Raw genomic sequence first — 18,427 nt, 5'->3', positions numbered from 1 at the left:
AGATGCGATGACTCTCTTATTTGACACTAGATGTTGGATATTATTTATCGTCACTATACTGACAACGCGCTTTTGGCCTGGGTTACCCCATTGGCTTTGGACGTTGCCACTGGTGGCGCTCATCGTTTTGATCCTCAAATACCGTCGATATATCGAAGGCTTAGGTGTCTTCCTTGCTCTGCTCATCATCATTACCGAAGGCAATCGTTTGCAGTGGCAATCTCAGTCCCTGTTTCGAGCTGGAGTGCATAGTACCATAAATGCACGAGTTGACAGCCCCTTTATCCCTATAACAAACGGATATGAGGGAATTGTGTCCATCAATATGTTAAATGGCACGCCAATTGAAGATTTTCGCACCATAAAAGTACTCGCGCGAACGGCTTTACCGCTTAGCCTCGGCGACCACATTACCGTCAAAGCGACGTTTACACCCCTTTACGGCTTACGTAACCGAGTCGGATTTGACCGAGAGCAGTTCTACTTTTCGCGCGGCATAGTGGCGAAAGCTTTGTTGGATACCAAAGACAGCTTTCGCGTGGTATCTCAGGCCAATTTGCGCGCGCAACTTTTAGCTAAAGTGACCGAAGATGCCGACTCTTTACCACATTTTCCCCTAATTAAAGCACTTGGGTTTGGTCTGCGCGATGAATTGACTGTGACATTATGGCAACAGTTACAAGGCAGTGGATTGATTCATCTGCTGTCGATTTCGGGGCTTCACATTGCCATGGCTTTTGCTTTTGGCGCGTTTGTCGGTGCGGGAATGCGGTTGATATTGCCGCGGGCGGTTGCGCTGCCTTGGTTGTGCGGCTTTGTGTTGAGCTGCTGCTATGCGTGGCTGGCAGACTTTTCAATTCCGACGGTACGCGCGCTGCTGTTTTGTTTGCTGATCACACTGTTTAAGTGGCGCGGTTTGGTCTATTTGCGCTGGTATCTATTTTTGTGGGTAATGGCGCTCAATCTTATGTTTGATCCATTTGCCTCACTTTCTTCGAGTTTTTGGCTTTCTTACGGCGCCGTCGCTGCGGTAATTTTGGCCTTAATACCAGCAAAAACGCGAGATGATGCAGCGCCAATTGGCTGGCGAATATTCGCGGTGATTAAGCGCGCGATGGCATTTCAGTTGCGGCTCAGCGCGCTGCTACTGCCATTGAGCATCATTTATTTTCAGGGAGTAAGTAGTGGCACCATAGTATTTAATTTGGTTTTTATTCCTTGGTTTACCTTGATTATGGTGCCACTGCTTTTCGTCGCAATGCTCTGCTCTGGGCTATCAATATCACTGCCTGCCTTTGGTTGGTTGGCAGCAATAGTTTGGCCATTGGTGGATAGAGCGCTTGCACCAGTGACTTTTGCGATAGAGCCAGCCGCAAATGCGTGGCTCACTGTGTCTGCGTATTGGTATCCCCTGATTGGGTTACTGTTGGTGGCTCTTTTGTTGTGGGAGTATTTGAGCACGCTAGGTCGAGCGATTGGGATTTTAATTTCTGCAGTGTATCTAGGGTGGCCTTTTTCTCACTATCAGGACGATAAGCTGCGCTTAGAGATTTTTGATGTTGGGCATGGGCTCGCGGTGGCGTTTCATCGCAATGGTCATAGTGTTTTGTATGATACTGGACGAGCGTGGCCAAATGGCAGCATTGCGCAGCAAGTCTTGATGCCAAATTTCTCAGCGATTGGCTTGATGGCATTAGATGGTCTGGTGGTTTCCCATGATGACAACGATCATGCGGGTGGCACCAGTTCAGTCATGCAGAAGCTATCGCCACGCTGGGTGAGTGGCAGCGCGCCGTCAATTTTGCTAGAGAAGGAGCAGGCCAGTATGACGTTAAAGCCCCAACTGCGTCCTTGTGTTAAAGGGCAGAGCTGGGAGTGGCAACAAACCCATTGGCAAGTGCTTTGGCCTCCCAAACTCGTCACTCGCGCGTACAATCCACAGTCGTGTGTGATTCGAGTGACCGATTTACATAGCCAAAAGCGGGTCCTTTTAACGGGCGATATTACGGCTGTGGCTGAGTGGCTTTTATTACGAGAGCCGGAGCAATTGAGCGCTGAGGTGGTACTGGTGCCCCATCACGGTAGTGCGACGTCGTCTTTGAGCCGTTTTGTCAATGCGGTCGATGCACACTATGCCATTGCGTCGCTCGCACGAGGGAATCAGTGGGGACTGCCGCAGCAAAGTGTAGTGTCGCGCTATACTGAGCAAGGGAGTCGATGGTTGGAGACCGCACGTCACGGGCAGATTTCGTTAACATTTGAACCGAATGGGATCTCGGTTGAAACACAGCGCCATGATACTTTTGAGCCTTGGTATAGGCAGATGATGCGTAACCAAGTAGAATAGCCGTTCAAATTTAGAAAGAACCATTCTTTATGTCAGTAAATCATGATGAATCCACATGGCGTACTTTTAAACGTCTATGGACATATATTCGCCTTTATAAGGTCGGTTTGGCGGCGGCCGTTGTCGCATTAGTTATCAGTGCCATTTCCGACACTTACATGATCTCTTTGCTAAAACCGCTACTTGATGAGGGATTTGGCAGTGCCGAGTCCGACTTCCTACGTACATTGCCTCTGATTGTGTTTGCAATGATGTTTATTCGTGGCGTGGCGAATTTTGTCTCTGCGTATGCATTGAGTTGGGTTTCTGGCAACGTGGTGATGCAAATTCGTCGCATGGTGTTTAACCATTTTATGCATATGCCGGTCTCTTATTTCGACAAAGAAAAAACCGGCAGTCTGCTATCTCGCATCACCTATGACTCTGAGCAAGTGTCAGCGGCAACCAGCCAAGCTTTGGTTAGCATTGTCAGAGAAGGTGCCAGCATCATCGGCTTGCTTGTATTGATGTTCTATAACAGTTGGCAACTCTCTTTGGTGTTGTTTGCGGTTGCTCCTGTGGTGGCGTGGGCAATTGGCAATGTGTCACAGCGTTTTCGCAAAATATCTAAGAACATGCAAACCACCATGGGCGTTGTCACTGCCTCTGCTGAACAAATGCTAAAAGGTCACAAAGTGGTGCTCAGTTATGGTGGTCAAGATATTGAACGTGAGCGTTTTGAAACCGTCAGTAACAGCATGCGCCAGCAGACAATGAAGCTGGTAACCGCCCAAGCGGCGGCCAACCCAATTATTCAGATGATTGCCTCCGTTGCTATTGTTGCGGTGCTTTATTTAGCCAGCATTGATGAAATCAAAGATCACTTAACACCCGGCACCTTTACAGTGGTGTTCTCGGCGATGTTTGGCTTGATGCGTCCACTCAAAGCACTGACCAATGTGACCTCGCAATTTCAGCGTGGTATGGCGGCCAGCCAAACGCTATTTGCGTTAGTTGATTTGGACACTGAGCGTAATGACGGCACTCACCGCGTTGAACGAGCCAAAGGCGATGTTACGGTGAAACAGGTTCAATTTACCTACGCTGGCGCAGAAAAACCGGCACTGAAAGAGGTGACGTTTGAAATTCCGGCAGGCAAAACGGTCGCACTGGTCGGTCGCTCTGGCTCGGGCAAGAGTACTATCGCGAATCTTTTTACCCGCTTTTACGATGTTGATTCGGGGACGATTGAACTTGACGGTTATGATGTGCGTGACTTTGAACTGAAAAACTTGCGCGAGCAATTTGCACTGGTTTCTCAAAACGTTCATTTATTTAACGACACCATCGCCAACAACATAACGTACGCTGCTAACGACAGATACAGCCGGGAAGATGTTGAAAACGCGGCTAAATTAGCTCATGCCATGGAGTTTATTAACAAACTGGAATTGGGCTTAGATACCATGGTCGGCGATAATGGCGCGATGCTTTCTGGTGGTCAGCGGCAGCGTATTGCGATCGCGCGTGCGTTGCTACGAGATGCCCCGGTACTGATTTTGGACGAGGCCACCTCAGCGCTGGATACAGAGTCTGAGCGTGCAATTCAAGCGGCTTTAGATGAGTTACAGAAAGACAAAACGGTGCTTGTGATTGCACACCGCCTCTCAACAATTGAGAATGCCGATGAAATTTTGGTTGTCGATGATGGCTATATTGTCGAGCGAGGCGATCATAAAACCCTATTGGCACAAAATGGTGCCTACGCACAGCTTCACCGAATTCAATTTGGTGCGTAACAGAAGATGAACAAGTGAGATCGCGCTGTGATTGATACGATTTGGTTTGGCAATTCGCCATTACGCTGGTTGCTCTGGCCGTTGCTTTGGCCACTGGCAAAGCTTTATCAACGAATTTCAGAGCAGCGTCGACAGCGTTATCTGTCGGGTGAAAAGCCGGTGTATCGCGCGCCTGTTCCTGTAGTGGTTGTCGGGAATATTACCGCCGGTGGGAATGGCAAAACCCCGGTTGTGATTTGGCTGGTAGAACAATTACTTCAGCGCGGATATAAGCCCGGAGTGGTTTCTCGTGGCTACGGCGCAAAAGCGCCTGCGTACCCTTTGGTGGTTAACACAGAAACCGCGGTGAGTCATTGTGGTGATGAACCTAAGCTGATACACAAGCGCACTGGTGTTCCTGTGGTGGTGGATCCTAACCGCTCGCAAGCGGTTAAGACTCTGCTTGAGCAAGACGTTAATGTGGTCATAACCGACGACGGTTTGCAGCACTACGGCTTAGCGCGAGATGTGGAGCTGGTTGTGGTGGATGGCAAACGTCGTTTTGGGAATCAACGTTTTATTCCTCAAGGGCCGCTGCGTGAAAGCGTAACACGCTTAGAGGGTGTCGATTTCGTGATCAATAACGGTGGGCCTGCGGCGGAAAATGAGTGCGTGATGCAATTAAAACCAACCCTGGCTGTTAATTTGGTGACAGGAGAGCGGCGCGCCGTAACAGCATTGCCTCAATTGGTGGCACTGGCGGGTATTGGCTACCCAAATCGGTTTTTTGACACATTACGTGGATTAGGGGCATCGCTTATTGCGACGCGAGGTTTTGCTGACCATAAAAGCTTTCAACTTTCAGATTTACAAGCGTTTGCGGCGCAAGGGCAGCATGTCATCATGACGGAAAAAGACGCCGTTAAGTGCGATCAATTTGCTCAGTCTAATTGGTGGTATTTGCCTGTCAGTGCAGAATTTAGTCCCGCAGACGAACAACAATTAATGCAAAGAATAACCGAGGTAATAGAACGTTATGGATCATCGTTTGCTTGAAATCATCGCTTGTCCAGTGTGCAAAGGAAAACTGACTTTTGATAAAGACAATCAAGAGTTGATTTGCAAACTGGACCGTTTGGCTTACCCGATCAAAGAAGGCATACCGGTGTTACTTGAGAATGAAGCGCGCAGTATGAGCATGGACGAGGGCCGCTAATGTCGTTCACTATTGTCATCCCCGCACGCTATCAGTCGACGCGATTGCCGGGTAAACCTTTGGCTGATATTGGTGGTAAACCAATGATTCAATGGGTTTATGAACAAGCAAAGCAGACTCAGGCAGAGCGAGTCATTGTTGCGACAGACGACGAGCGGGTTGCAAACGCTGTGTATGGTTTTGGCGGTGAAGTGTGTATGACATCACCACACCATGAATCGGGTACCGAGCGATTGGCCGAAGTCGTTAAAAAAATGGCGATCGTAGATGACCATATTGTGGTGAACGTTCAAGGTGACGAGCCACTGATCCCACCTGTTATTATCTCTCAGGTTGCTGAGAATCTGGCCAAGAGTGACGCGCCAATGGCAACGCTTGCAGTGCCAATTACCGATGAGCACGAAGCATTCAACCCGAACGCAGTCAAAGTGGTGGCCAATGAAGCGGGTTATGCACTCTATTTTAGTCGGGCGACGATTCCCTGGGATCGAGATGCCTATGCCAAAGGCACAAAACAAGCAGTCAATCCGCTAATGCGCCATATCGGTATCTACGCTTACCGCGCAGGTTTCATCAATACTTATATTCATTGGGCGCCTAGTGCGCTTGAGAAAATTGAGAGCCTAGAGCAATTACGCGTGCTTTGGTATGGTGAAAAAATTCACGTTGAGCTAGCGAAACAAGCGCCGCCAACTGGCGTTGATACTCCTGAGGATCTTGAGGCGGTGAGGGCAATTATTGCCGTGCAGTGATTTGGCGTAATAACCAAACCGTAAGGCCAGTCTTTCTCAGATTGGCCTTTTTATTTTTGAATCCAATTTATCGCTCGAGCTGGCTATGACAATGCTTTATCATGTCGTTTGGCTCGTTTTCTCGATATTGTGATCTTTCGTGGATGAAAGACGGCACAGCAGAGATTCAGTAAAAAGGCCTCGATATGATAGAGACGAGAAAAGGCGCAATTATAGGCGCTGGCATTGGGGGATTAACCGCAGCGGTGGCGCTAAAACAGCGAGGCATCGCTATCGATATTTATGACGCCTCTCCTGATATGACGGCGTTTCCTCGTTCGAATACGGGGATCATTGTGCCACCTAATGCCATGGCCGTATTAAAAAAGCTCGGGTTAGCGAAAGCGGTAGCTGAAGCGGGATTTGAAGTCGACTGGCTGACGATTTTAGATCATAAAGCACAGGTATTGTCTAAATCAAAGGCCGCATATTCGTACAAAAAAGGCAGCGCGCCGACCATTGCCATTCGGCGTAATAAACTGCGCAAGATCTTATTAGATGAGCTGACGCCTGAGCAAATTCATACCGAGCATCGCTGTTTGGCGCTGGATGAGCACAGCGATGGTATTTGCGCTCATTTTGAATCTCAGGACTCACAACAGTTTGATTATGTTATTGGTGCAGATGGTCTGCACTCCCAAGTGCGCGCCCATTTTTTTCCTGAGCAAAGATTACAGATAACATCGCAAGTTTGCTGGCGCGGCGTTGTTGAAACCAAGCTGCCTCGACCATGGCGAAATCAACTGACTGAGCTTTGGGGCATGGGACTGCGCTTTGGTTTTGTGCAAGTCAGTAAAAAGTACGCTTATTGGTACGCGATTAAATCCGCCATCACCACCGATGAGCTTGATGTGACATCGGACGATCTCAACCTCATCGAATTGTTTCAAGAATTTCCTGATATCGTGTGCCAATTAATCGCGTTAACTCCGCCGACTGATATCCATTCAGCATCCATCGGTGAGCTGCCGCCGCTTGCCCTTTGGCACGGTAAGCACGGCGCGCTGTTAGGCGATGCCGCTCACGCGTCGATCCCCAACTTAGGCCAGGGTGGCGCTCTTGCAATGGAAGATGCGTGGGTTTTGGCGAAAAAGCTTGCTAAATATCCTCAACCCGAGTTAGCGTTTCAGCAGTATCAGTTGTCAAGACGCAAGCGTGTCGAGCGAGTCGTGAAGTTGTCCCAAACACTAGGAAGCGTCAGCCACTTTGAAAGTCCACTTGCCTGTGTGCTGCGAAATGTGTTTATGACCAGTGTTCCGGGATTTGTCACGCGTCATCAACAAAAACAGCTTTATGATTGCGGCGACCTTGAATAATTCATCGCTTTGTAAGCGGTAACGTGACTTATACCCATATACCGATATACCGATATACCGATATACCGATATAAGGGTATATATCGCCTCTCAAGGAGTGAGAGGTATTTTAAGGATTGAGCATGGATAGTTTCACTTCTTTTGGCCAGTGGCCCAGACTTTGGTGCTTCACTGCATTACTGGGTGTGGGTTATCTTATTTTTTATCATTGGACGGATTGGGGTTATGGTGTGACAGCCCAGTCATGCCGTGGCACTTTACTGGCTCATCAAAATAATGTCGCTCATTGGTATATCGACCCGAATGAGATCTGCCTTTCTACTGATTATGGTGCCACTCTCAGGCACCACCCTGATGGATACACCGTGGCCGCAAGCCTATTGATGCCAAATGAGCATTTGGCGATAGGGCACCAGTATGATTTTAGTCTCGCACCATTGAAAGCTCATTTTATTGCGTTCGAGCGCGACGTTTCTCGCTTGGAATATCAAGTGGTCGAGCTTAGCGATGGACGCGCGCAGTTATTACAGCAAAGTCGCCATACATGGTTGGCTAAATTAGGTCTAATAATGCTAGTTAGCTGGCTCATTTATTCCGCTCAGCGCTGGTTGTGAGTCTATTTTTAAAATGAGAGTAACGATGAATCGATGTGGTCAATGTCGGCAATTTACCCGTATGCCGAATCAAGTCAAAGATCTTTGTGGGGCGTGGCAGCAACCCACACTCGCCGATAGAGCAGCTTGTGAACTATTCTTAGCCAAAAGTGCCAGTAAGCGACTGAATAATGGATTGCCGCCATTGCGGCGTATTGAGGATGAATGACACCACAAAAGGATGCTAAATGAACCAAAGAACCGCGGGATTAAAATGGATTGCGCTTTTTGAGGCCAGCAAAGGCACATTAGCATTGATGGTCGCGGTGGGATTGCATCAAGTGACGGGGGCAACATTGACCCACCTTAGTGAAGAAATTGTCATGCATCTACATCTTAATCCAGCCAATTTCCTTGGCGGTGATTTAATTAAGCTCAGTGATACAGTGACACCAACGCAACTTACACTAATGGCTTTGGGGGTCGGCAGTTATGCGGTGATTAGGTTGGTTGAGGCCTTTGGTCTTTGGCACGGTTACACTTGGACCGAGTGGTTTTCTTTATTCAGTAGCGGGGTATATTTACCGTTTGAATTAGTGCATATGTGGCATCAAATTAGCTGGGTAGGTGTTGTTATCTTTATGATAAACCTTATCATTGTGGCTTATATGACAAGACTTATCTATCGAAAGCATAAGCAAAAATCTATCATTTAAATGGCAAGGAGTGCCGATGATTACAGTATATGGCGATGTTAATTCGGGAAATTGTTACAAAGTAAAATGGATACTTGAGCGATTACAGATTGAATACCAATGGCAAGAGGTCGATATCCTCGCGGGGGAAACGCAAACTCAAGACTTTTTGGCAATAAATCCTGCAGGTAAGATCCCTGTGGTCACATTAGCCGATGGACGTTGCCTTTCAGAATCAAACGCAATCTTAGGCTATTTTGCTCAAGGCTCAGAACTCTTACCTGAAGATCGCTATCAGTGTGCCCAAGTGTATCAGTGGCTCTTCTTTGAACAGTACAGTCACGAACCTTACATTGCGGTAGCGCGGTTTATTCAAACCTACCTAGGTATGCCGGAATCACGTCAAGCCGAATACACTCAGTTGCAGTCCGGTGGGCATAAGGCCCTATCACTGATGGAGGCGCAGTTATCGCGCACGTCTTATTTAGTGGGGGAACGGTGCACCATCGCCGACATTGCCCTTTATGCCTATACTCACGTAGCTGACCAAGGTGGGTTTGATCTCAATTTATATCCCTCGATACAGCGTTGGTGCGCGCAAATGACCAAGCAGCCAAATTATGTCGCCATGGGTAGCGCGCCGATAAGCGCGTGTGAAGTTTAAAGATGAACGTACAATTCAATCCGATTACGTATGATCGCGTAGAACGACGTCCAGTGTTGCTTTTCGACTGGGGCGATACGCTCATGCACGACGATAGTACCCAAACCGGAAAAATGTGTGATTGGCCGCAGGTGAATGCCATTAATCATGCGGTGAGTACACTTGCATTGCTAGCAAATCACTACTTTATAGGTATTGCCACTGGCGCAGCGGATTCAACCGAGCACGACATTTATCGTGCGTTAAGGCGTGTCGAACTCGACGCTTATATCTCAACTATTTTTTGCCAAAATAACCTGAAGGTAGGAAAAGATTCGAATCAGTTTTTTGTTCGAATTTTAGACCAACTTGGTTGTCAGCCGAGTCATGTCACCATGGTAGGAGACTGTTTGGCGCGAGATGTGCTTTCAGCGCAAGCTGCTGGACTGAACGCGATATGGTTTCGAAACAAGCGGTCATTAGCTTGCTCATGCGAGGAAATGCCAGAACGAAACTTGAATATTGCCACTATCGATTGCTTATCTGAGCTACCCAGCCGTCTCGGCTTTTGACTTTACCCCGTCGCATTTAAGGTGGTTTGCCTTGCTCTTCGCCCAGTGAGCTGACTCTGAATCCAGCATCTTGAAGTCACTTGGGTATATACCCAAACAACTTGAAGCTGCAGGTAGGCGGCAAACGAACAAAGCCTCTGAGCATAGATAGACTATGTGATGAGGTTTGTGAGAGCCAGCCAACAACGCTGCAGCTTCAAGTAGAAAGGGTATAATCCAATTAATGAGTCATTCATTACCACCACGCGTTTGCGACATTGCCCATAATGAATGCAAAGTGCGTATGCCGATATTGGGGGTGAGCTATGAACCGTTTAGCAAAGAGCGTTCGATTCAGTCTGGTGATTTTTTGTTTATGTACAGGCGCTACTAGTTGGGCTGAGTCTGCAGTGGAGAGTGACTGGCATGAGCTGGAATCTGACGCGAAAAAATCAGAACAAAAATTTCAATCGATTGAAAAACAGATCTCGAATAAATACCACCAAAGCGGTCAGAACAGTGAAGAGGCCTTTACCGAAGAGTCGCAGATAAAATTGCATCAGCAGGAAAGCGGTAAAACCGATGGAGATGATGCGTTTGGCCAGCAGGTGGACAATAATTCTCACGCGCTTGAGCAGTCGGCTCAGGCGGATGAAGAGAAAGCAAAACAGACGCCTGAGACCCGCGCGTCGGAAAGTCAATTAAAAGAAGCATATTAAGTTGTTATATTGCATAACAAGTGAACAATCAGCAGCCTCTGATGGAGAAACCGTTTGATTTTGCGCCGTTATAGCGCCAAATTGGGGACTTAACCTGCCACAGTCTCGCGCTCTATTTTGAGTTTTCGCGAAGTGGTAACAAAACGTGTTGAGTTGGAGCGATTATGAAGACAATTGGTTTGCTGGGCGGTATGAGCTGGGAGTCAACCTCGCTCTATTATCACCAAATTAATGAGCATGTGAAAGCCGCGTTAGGTGGTCTCCATTCAGCAAAAATTGCATTATACAGCGTCGATTTTGCGGAAATAGAACGTTTGCAACATCAGGGTCTTTGGCAAGAAACGGCCGATATTTTGGCAAAAGCGGCGCAGGCAGTAGAAGCTGCAGGTGCTGACTTTTTAGTGATTTGCACTAACACCATGCACAAAGTCGCGCCGGAAATATCACAACAAATTGGGATTCCGGTTTTGCATATTGCAGATGCAACAGCCATGGCTCTCCAAAATGCAGGTGTAACGCGTGTTGGATTGCTGGGAACGCGTTTTACGATGGAACAAGATTTCTATACATCGCGTTTAGTTGAACATGGTATTGATGTTTTGGTTCCACAGGATGCTGATAGAGAGCGTGTGCATCAAGTGATATACCAAGAATTATGCCAAGGACGGATCGACCCCGCCTCACGCCAAGATTATGTCCGTATTATCGAATCGTTGGCAGAGCAGGGTGCGCAAGCAGTTATACTGGGCTGTACCGAAATTACCATGCTGGTCAGCCAAACGGACACCACTGTGCCGCTTTATGACACCACGGCAATTCATGCGGCGAAAGCGGCGGAGCGAGCGTTGGAGATCTGCGAACCAACAAATTGAAAATTAGGGAAATCCTATAAAAAAGGTACTCTTTTCGGTGTTGCATACTGAAAAATTACGTAACAATAAAAAAAGCTATGACTTAGCTAACAGAGTTGAGCGTAATATCTGTTATTTCGGGTGATATCTAAATTATCTTACCTACTTGAAGTTGCCACGCTTATTCGTATAAAAGAAGAGCTGGCAACGACAATCCTTCTCATCTAGTGCATTTATGCTTTCAAAGCGCTGATAGGTTTATTTTGTCGCCTGGCTGCAACGTCAAGTTGTTTGGATATAGGCACTGTCGGAGTTCACAGGTTCGTGACGATTTTATCGGATAAAAAATTACTGCGTTTAATTAAGATATTGCCTGTCGCATTAACTTCGATATTCATGCTGCTTTTGGTGCTCATTATTTTGCGAGAGAATCACCAACGTACACTTGATGTGATTGAATCAGTGCGCACCGATTATATCACTAGCCAAAAGACTTATGTCACAAGGCAGGTAGATGCAGTGCTCAATCAGCTTTGGTATGAAAAAAATCGCACAGAAGAGCGTTTGAGAAACGACATTCGCGATCGCGTCAAGCAAGCGCATACCATTGTTGAGAGCCTCTATTATTCAAACCAGCATAAGCCACGACAAGAAATCGTTGAGCTTATTCGTCAGGCTATCGACCCGTTGCGTTTTAACGATGGTCGTGGCTACTTTTTTATCTACACCCTTGATGGTACTAATGTTCTTCACCCCATCAATGAAGACTTAGAAGGCCGTAATCTCCTCGAGCTTCAAGACAGCAAAGGCAACTACATCGTACGTAATATGCTTTCTCGTATCGAGCAGAATGATGACGGCAGCGCATTTTATCGTTGGTGGTTTGTCAAGCCAGGCAACGCCGAGCGTGAATTTGAAAAAATCGGTTTTGCCAAGCGTTTTTCACCACTGAATTGGGTGATTGGGACCGGCGAATATATTGATGATGTTGAACGTGATACACAGCAGCGAATGAAGGAGTGGCTTGAAGGCTATCGCATGGAGACGAATGGGTACTTCTTTGCGGTGGATCAGCATGGCAATAATATTGTGCGTCTTGCTAAACGTTGGTCGAATACGTCCCCTTTGATGACCAGCACACTATTTAATGCAGAACTGAAAGAGCTGAGTTTGTCGGAGGCGGAGCTTGTTTCCTATACCAGCCCTTATTGGTCTAACGCAAAACACGATCCGCAAAAAATGAGTTACATTCGCCGAATGCCAGATTGGGGATGGGTCATTGGTGGTGGTGTTTTTATGGCTGAGGTTGAGCATTATATTGCCGATCAAATTACAGAGTTAAAAGCACAGAATGTCATTGAATTAACCAAAGTGCTCGGCTTATGTTCGCTGCTTGCGGCCATTTTGCTATTTTTATCCCTGATATTGAGCCGCTATATTCAGCGACGTTTTAAAGTTTTGCATCGACGTATCGATGCTGACTTTTCACAATTAAAAGAAAGTAAGCAATTATTGGCTCATCAGGCTGAACACGATGGTTTTACCGGATTGCCCAATCGCGCACTATTAGAGAAGAAGATTCTTCAAGGGATTGAGCTATCGCGAGTAAATCAAAAACAGCTTGCCGTTATGTTTGTTGATTTAGATAACTTCAAAAAAGTGAATGATCAGTACGGACATAAAATTGGCGATGCGCTTCTGGCGGGAGTTGCAGATAGATTTTCGCACCTGCTTCGCAGTGAAGATACAGTGGCAAGGTTTGGTGGCGATGAATTTGTGTTTTGTTTTCCACTTGTCGATGGATTGGATCACGCTGAATACCTTGCAGAACGTGTTCGCCACTCAATATCTGGCGCGTTTTCATTTGATGGTGCGATGATCACCACCGATTGCAGCGTGGGTGTTGCCATGTACCCAAGTGATGGTGACAGTGTTGACCAGTTAATTTCAAACGCTGACATTGTGCTCTATCGCGCTAAAAGTGGTCATAAGGGTAAAGTGCGATTTTACGATGAACGCATTAGTCAACAGATCCAGTATGATTTCTTAGTTGAAGATGAGTTGAAACAGGCGTTAGAGCGCAGCGAAATTGAGGTCTATTACCAGCCACAAGTGCATCCGAGAACGGGTGAGCTGGTAAGTATGGAAGCATTATGTCGCTGGAATAGTCAAAAGCTCGGTTTCGTTTCGCCAGAAAAATTTATTGCACTCGCTGAGCAATCAGGGCTGATCTTTGCCCTCGGTGAATACGTATTCCGCCGCGCTTGTCTTGACATCAAAACGTTGCAGCAGCGTGGCGAGCATGTGACAGTCTCGATTAATATTTCTCCTAAACAGGTTCTTCAACGGGGCTTTGTGACCGACGTATATTGCATCGTGAATGAGCTTGATGTGGATTGTCGTCTTATCACGCTTGAAGTGACTGAAAATGTGTTTATGGAAGAGCTGGATCGCGTCAAACCGGTGTTTAAAGATCTTCGGGAGTTGGGTTTTGGTATCTCATTGGATGATTTTGGAACCGGGTATTCGTCACTCAGTTACTTAAATGCACTACCCATTACTGAAATTAAGATTGATCGTACTTTTGTTGATAAAATGCTAAGCAGTTCGCGCAGTGAGAATCTGGTGCGTTCGATCATCGCGATTGGGCAGTCAAATCGTATTTTAGTGGTCGCAGAAGGGGTTGAAACTTCGGAACAGCAAATTCGTTTGCATAATCTTGGAGTAACTCGATTGCAAGGTTATCTGTTCTCACCTCCCATACCGTTTGATATTTTACAAGAGCGCTATTTCAGTCATCAATCTACAGACTTGAGCGATTGGGAGCTTGAAGAAAAGGTCAAGGTGCCGTAGCGAATTGCTTCGGCACGCAGGGGTTATAACCAAGTGACCTCAATCTTCAAATCCTCGCCTTACTGACAAACCAAGTCATTCTCGCTGAACCATACATCTTGAGGTTACTTGGGTATAGAGTTTACTTGGCGTGACTGTGTTTGCCACGCGCGCGGCCGTTTGACTGTGTATTCGATTGAGCGCGGCCACGAGATGATTCGTTGCGTGCGCCACGCTTTGCAGCTGTTTGGCCGGACTCATTGCGTGTTTGACCTCGACTTGGCTTACTTGCGCTCCCCGACGAGTTGTTGACACCAGATTTGCGTTGGGCGTTGCTTGTCTGTGCGTGGTTGGATTTGTCGCGCTGGCGTTTGCCATCCAAAGGCGCAAACCCGGGCTGGCCTTTACTGTGCTTGGTCGCAAAGCGATTGGCGCCATGCCGGCCAGACTTACGACGCTGTGCAGGAGTGAGCGCATCGATATCGTCTGCGGGCACAAGGCAGCTTGGTTTATCACCAATCAGGTGCTTTTTACCCATCGCAATTAAGGCTTCTCGAATCAAAGGCCAGTTGGCCGGATCGTGATAACGCAGCAGCGCTTTATGCAGTCGACGCTGACGCTCACCCTTCGCCACAGGTACCACCTCACGCTGCTTATATTTCACGCGCTTAAGTGGATTCGTCTCTGAGTAATACATTGACGTTGCATTACACATTGGTGATGGGTAAAAGTTTTGCACTTGATCGCACTCAAATTGGTTGGCTTTGAGCCAAAGCGCCAAATTGAGCATATCTTCGTCTTCAGTTCCGGGGTGAGCAGAGATAAAGTAAGGTATAAGGTACTGTTTTTTCCCAGCCTCTTGGCTGTATTTATCAAACATCGCCTTAAAGCGCTCATAAGTACCCATACCTGGTTTCATCATCAGATCAAGCGGGCCTTTCTCTGTATGCTCGGGCGCAATTTTTAAATACCCCCCCACATGATGGGTCACCAACTCTTTAACATACTCAGGAGACTCAATCGCAAGATCGTAACGCACCCCAGATGCAATCATGACCTTTTTAACACCTTTGACCTGACGCGCCGCGCGATAAAGATCAATAGTGTGTTTGTGGTCGGTATTGAGTTTATGACAGATCCCTGGGAAAACACACGACGGACGACGGCAATTCGCTTCGGCCTTTGGATCGCTGCAGCCAAGGCGGTACATATTCGCAGTGGGCCCACCAAGGTCAGAAATGGTACCGGTAAAACCGGGCACTTTGTCACGAATTTCTTCGAGTTCGGTCAAAATCGATTCTTGCGATCGGTTTTGAATAATACGGCCCTCATGCTCGGTAATTGAGCAGAATGAGCAGCCACCAAAGCAGCCACGCATGATATTCACAGAGGTTTTGATCATGTCATAAGCCGGTATTTTGGCTTTGCCATAGCCAGGATGCGGCACACGAGCAAAAGGCAGACCAAAGACATAATCCATCTCTTCAGTGCTCAGTGGAATCGGGGCTTGGTTAACCCAAAGTTCGCGATCCCCATGACGTTGGATCAGCGCGCGTCCTGAGTACGGGTTAGTCTCAAGATGGAGCACGCGGCTGGCATGAGCGTACAGTATGCGGTCGTTGTTGAGTTTTTCAAACGCAGGCAATCGCACTGCGGTTGTCTCCGCGTCATGGCGTGAAGGGCGCACGGTAATAGGTTGTGGCTGCGATGATTTACTGTCGCACTCGGTTTCCACTTCATAGGGGTTTGGTGGAATAAACGCTTCTTTGCGAGGCTTTTCAATTCTTGATGAGTCAATGATTTGATAACCGTCAGGCGCATGAGAAAGCATAACGGCGGTGCCACGAATATGAGTCAGCGTGCTAATTGGCTCACCTTCGGCGAGACGATGAGCTACTTCCACTAACGCGCGCTCTGCGTTACCAAACAGCAAAATATCGGCTTTGGCATCCATTAAGATTGAGCGGCGCACTTTATCTGACCAGTAATCGTAATGGGCGACGCGGCGCAAACTGGCTTCAATGCCGCCCAGCACAATCGGCACCTCTTTGTAGGCTTCTCGACAGCGCTGTGAATACACTAAGCTCGCGCGGTCAGGACGTTTGCCACCTTCATTATTGGGCGTATAGGCATCATCGTGGCGCAGTTTTTTGTCGGAGGTGTAACGGTTGATCATGGAGTCCATGTTGCCCGCGGTCACGCCAAAAAACAGATTCGGCTTGCCGAGCTGCATAAAAGCGTCTTTGCTGTGCCAGTCGGGCTGCGCAATGATCCCGACACGAAACCCTTGGGCTTCAAGAAGTCGCCCGATGATCGCCATGCCAAAGCTTGGGTGATCAACATACGCATCCCCAGTGACGATGATAATGTCACAGCTGTCCCAGCCAAGTGCCGTCATTTCAGCGCGCGTCGTCGGCAAAAAGGGCGCAGTGCCAAAGCATTCTGCCCAGAACTTTTTGTAGTCGAAAATTTTCGTTAGATTCATGCTTTTTGCCCTGATGAATGGATGATGACGCCAATGGCTGAGGTCGTGAATAAAGCGCGGAAGTGTACCATAGTCGCTCGGGTTAGAGTCAATCGCTATCGACATTGCAACGGCCAGCGATGAACAATTGAGACACAGTGATTTGCTGAATTTGCTGAATTTGGTGGCTTTGGGTATGATTCCAAGCCCATTTTACGAGATAACGAAACGTGATGATCCCGCTGTTATTAAACAATTTAGCGCCGATGCTGTTTGGCGCGCAGCTTATTCTTACTTTGGTTCTAGTCAAAGGTGATATTTGCCCAGGTCAACGAGGTCGAATTCATAAGCTGTTTCCTGCTCTTTCAATCCTATGGTTGGCAGTGGCCTCACTTAAGATTGAAGCCTTCATGATCGTTTTCGCGCTGTTTTACTTTTATTCTAAAGTACAAACGGGCAAGACTCGCGAAAAAGGACCGTTGTGGCTGCTTCATTTGGCCAATGGCCTCGCGTTTTCTTATCTGATGATTCAAGCTTTTGAACAGTCATCTTTCGCCGCTTCAATTGCCACACTATTGCTCAGTGTATTCATCGGCGGTCTCTTTGCTCAGTTACTTTTGACGGTTGCTCGCTCTCGACTGCAAGCATTTAATAAAATTCTACCTGTTGCTGGCGTTATCGGCGCAATGGGATTGGTTTTGGCGTTAATGGCGGTAATGTATCGTTTGGATGAAGCGGTGATTGCGCAGCAAACGCATTCTATTATTGCGCTATTTTTACTCTTGATCCTTGCGATTGTGGCGTGGTGTTGGCACATGTTGACTCATAAAGCAGCCACCAAGTTGCAATTGGGTATCGCACTGTTCTTGGCATTATTTGCTAGCACAGGGATTCAGTTTTTGTTTCAGCTAACCGGTGCGTTGAATGCTGCTTAATACCTCACGCCTTGAAGCGCGTTTTATGACCGATGACGATTGGTCGTTTTTCTATCAGTTGTTTTGCAACCATGATGTGATTAAGCACTGTTTCGACCCGCTGCCAAAGGCTGAGATCAAAGCAAAATTTGAACAGCGAAGACTTCCTTGGAAACTTGAGTCAAATTGCTGGCTCTGCCTCATGGTCGAAACTCGCGACACCAAGACAAAAGTGGGGATCATTGGGTTTTATTGGAATGGGCAAGTCGCTGAACTGGGTTTTATGTTTGATCCGCTCAGTCACAATCAAGGATTCGCAACAGAATCAAATCAAGCGTTGCTGACGTATGCGCAAGCGCATTGGAATATCAAACAGTTTCGCGCTGTGGTTACCGAGGGAAATAGTGCCTCAGAGAGTGTGTTGAAAAAATGCGGATTTCATCTTGCCACAATTGAACCCGACGCATATCAGATTGGTGGGCACTGGTTTTCTGACCACATTTACGAGCTCAGAGTAACCGAGGCCTCTGCCTAGACTTTGTGCTAAAGGCGCCTTATTCACGTCCTACTTGAGCTTGCAATGCTTTTCTTTAAGAACGCAGGTTACCTACCTTAGACGCCCATTTTTTTGGTATAGAGTCGCTTTTGTGCGTTGTAACTGAGAACTTGCGTATTTTACGTCTAGACTAGAGCGTAAGCCTTGGTTGAGTTGGCCCATGATAGCAACGATGCTTTGGC

17 protein-coding genes are annotated in these 18,427 nt (G+C 47.4%); 16 read left to right on the top strand and 1 reads right to left on the bottom strand.

Annotated elements, in window-relative coordinates:
* Nucleotides 1-7: 7 nt before the first annotated feature.
* The 14 genes from HGP28_RS09080 to HGP28_RS09015 all read left to right on the top strand — a co-directional run bounded on the left by HGP28_RS09080 (nucleotide 8) and on the right by HGP28_RS09015 (nucleotide 14,332).
* Complete coding sequence (locus HGP28_RS09080) at nucleotides 8-2,347, top strand: DNA internalization-related competence protein ComEC/Rec2 (protein WP_168836130.1); 2,340 nt, start codon at nucleotides 8-10, stop codon at nucleotides 2,345-2,347.
* Nucleotides 2,348-2,376: 29 nt separating this feature from the next.
* Nucleotides 2,377-4,125 (top strand): lipid A ABC transporter ATP-binding protein/permease MsbA, encoded by a 1,749-nt coding sequence (gene msbA, locus HGP28_RS09075; protein ID WP_168836129.1) that lies wholly within the window; start codon nucleotides 2,377-2,379, stop codon nucleotides 4,123-4,125.
* A 27-nt stretch (nucleotides 4,126-4,152) separates the two neighbouring features.
* Nucleotides 4,153-5,160, top strand: a complete 1,008-nt coding sequence (gene lpxK / locus HGP28_RS09070; RefSeq protein ID WP_168836128.1) for a tetraacyldisaccharide 4'-kinase — start codon at nucleotides 4,153-4,155, stop codon at nucleotides 5,158-5,160.
* Nucleotides 5,141-5,320: a Trm112 family protein gene (locus HGP28_RS09065; RefSeq protein ID WP_168836127.1), complete on the top strand. Its 180-nt coding sequence runs from the start codon at nucleotides 5,141-5,143 to the stop codon at nucleotides 5,318-5,320. The genes lpxK and HGP28_RS09065 overlap by 20 nt, the downstream gene beginning before the upstream one ends.
* Nucleotides 5,320-6,072, top strand: coding sequence for a 3-deoxy-manno-octulosonate cytidylyltransferase (gene kdsB / locus HGP28_RS09060; protein WP_168836126.1), 753 nt, complete (start codon nucleotides 5,320-5,322; stop codon nucleotides 6,070-6,072). Before HGP28_RS09065 ends, kdsB begins: the two co-directional genes overlap by 1 nt.
* A gap of 185 nt (nucleotides 6,073-6,257) precedes the next feature.
* Nucleotides 6,258-7,427: an FAD-dependent monooxygenase gene (locus HGP28_RS09055; RefSeq protein WP_168836125.1), complete on the top strand. Its 1,170-nt coding sequence runs from the start codon at nucleotides 6,258-6,260 to the stop codon at nucleotides 7,425-7,427.
* Between the two features lie 122 nt (nucleotides 7,428-7,549).
* The gene (locus tag HGP28_RS09050; protein ID WP_168836124.1) at nucleotides 7,550-8,041 is read left to right on the top strand and encodes a hypothetical protein; all 492 of its coding nucleotides are present in this window, start codon (nucleotides 7,550-7,552) and stop codon (nucleotides 8,039-8,041) included.
* Between the two features lie 25 nt (nucleotides 8,042-8,066).
* Nucleotides 8,067-8,249, top strand: coding sequence for a hypothetical protein (locus tag HGP28_RS09045; protein WP_168836123.1), 183 nt, complete (start codon nucleotides 8,067-8,069; stop codon nucleotides 8,247-8,249).
* A gap of 19 nt (nucleotides 8,250-8,268) precedes the next feature.
* Complete coding sequence (locus tag HGP28_RS09040; protein ID WP_168836122.1) at nucleotides 8,269-8,736, top strand: DUF2127 domain-containing protein; 468 nt, start codon at nucleotides 8,269-8,271, stop codon at nucleotides 8,734-8,736.
* Nucleotides 8,737-8,755: 19 nt separating this feature from the next.
* Nucleotides 8,756-9,379: a glutathione binding-like protein gene (locus tag HGP28_RS09035; RefSeq protein ID WP_168836191.1), complete on the top strand. Its 624-nt coding sequence runs from the start codon at nucleotides 8,756-8,758 to the stop codon at nucleotides 9,377-9,379.
* Between the two features lie 2 nt (nucleotides 9,380-9,381).
* On the top strand, nucleotides 9,382-9,930 hold the full coding sequence (locus tag HGP28_RS09030) for an HAD hydrolase-like protein (protein WP_168836121.1): 549 nt from the start codon (nucleotides 9,382-9,384) through the stop codon (nucleotides 9,928-9,930).
* 305 nt (nucleotides 9,931-10,235) lie between these two features.
* Nucleotides 10,236-10,628 carry a hypothetical protein gene (locus tag HGP28_RS09025; RefSeq protein WP_168836120.1) on the top strand — a complete coding sequence of 131 codons (393 nt, stop codon included), beginning with the start codon at nucleotides 10,236-10,238 and terminating at the stop codon, nucleotides 10,626-10,628.
* Nucleotides 10,629-10,792: 164 nt separating this feature from the next.
* Nucleotides 10,793-11,500, top strand: a complete 708-nt coding sequence (locus HGP28_RS09020) for an aspartate/glutamate racemase family protein (protein ID WP_168836119.1) — start codon at nucleotides 10,793-10,795, stop codon at nucleotides 11,498-11,500.
* A 303-nt stretch (nucleotides 11,501-11,803) separates the two neighbouring features.
* Nucleotides 11,804-14,332 carry a bifunctional diguanylate cyclase/phosphodiesterase gene (locus HGP28_RS09015; RefSeq protein WP_343033841.1) on the top strand — a complete coding sequence of 843 codons (2,529 nt, stop codon included), beginning with the start codon at nucleotides 11,804-11,806 and terminating at the stop codon, nucleotides 14,330-14,332.
* A 121-nt stretch (nucleotides 14,333-14,453) separates the two neighbouring features.
* Here the strand turns inward: HGP28_RS09015 and HGP28_RS09010 are convergent, their stop codons facing one another.
* Nucleotides 14,454-16,796: a YgiQ family radical SAM protein gene (locus HGP28_RS09010; RefSeq protein WP_168836118.1), complete on the bottom strand. Its 2,343-nt coding sequence runs from the start codon at nucleotides 16,794-16,796 to the stop codon at nucleotides 14,454-14,456.
* Between the two features lie 212 nt (nucleotides 16,797-17,008).
* On the opposite strand from HGP28_RS09010, the gene HGP28_RS09005 reads away from it, so the two are divergent.
* Nucleotides 17,009-17,710 (top strand): HI_1241 family integral membrane domain, encoded by a 702-nt coding sequence (locus tag HGP28_RS09005; protein WP_168836117.1) that lies wholly within the window; start codon nucleotides 17,009-17,011, stop codon nucleotides 17,708-17,710.
* The gene (locus HGP28_RS09000) at nucleotides 17,700-18,224 is read left to right on the top strand and encodes a GNAT family N-acetyltransferase (RefSeq protein ID WP_168836116.1); all 525 of its coding nucleotides are present in this window, start codon (nucleotides 17,700-17,702) and stop codon (nucleotides 18,222-18,224) included. Before HGP28_RS09005 ends, HGP28_RS09000 begins: the two co-directional genes overlap by 11 nt.
* Nucleotides 18,225-18,427 lie beyond the last annotated feature (203 nt).

The sequence above is a fragment of the Vibrio agarilyticus genome (assembly GCF_012641465.1).
GTDB classification, from domain to species: domain Bacteria; phylum Pseudomonadota; class Gammaproteobacteria; order Enterobacterales; family Vibrionaceae; genus Vibrio; species Vibrio agarilyticus.
This window is presented reverse-complemented; position numbering and strand designations above follow the sequence as displayed.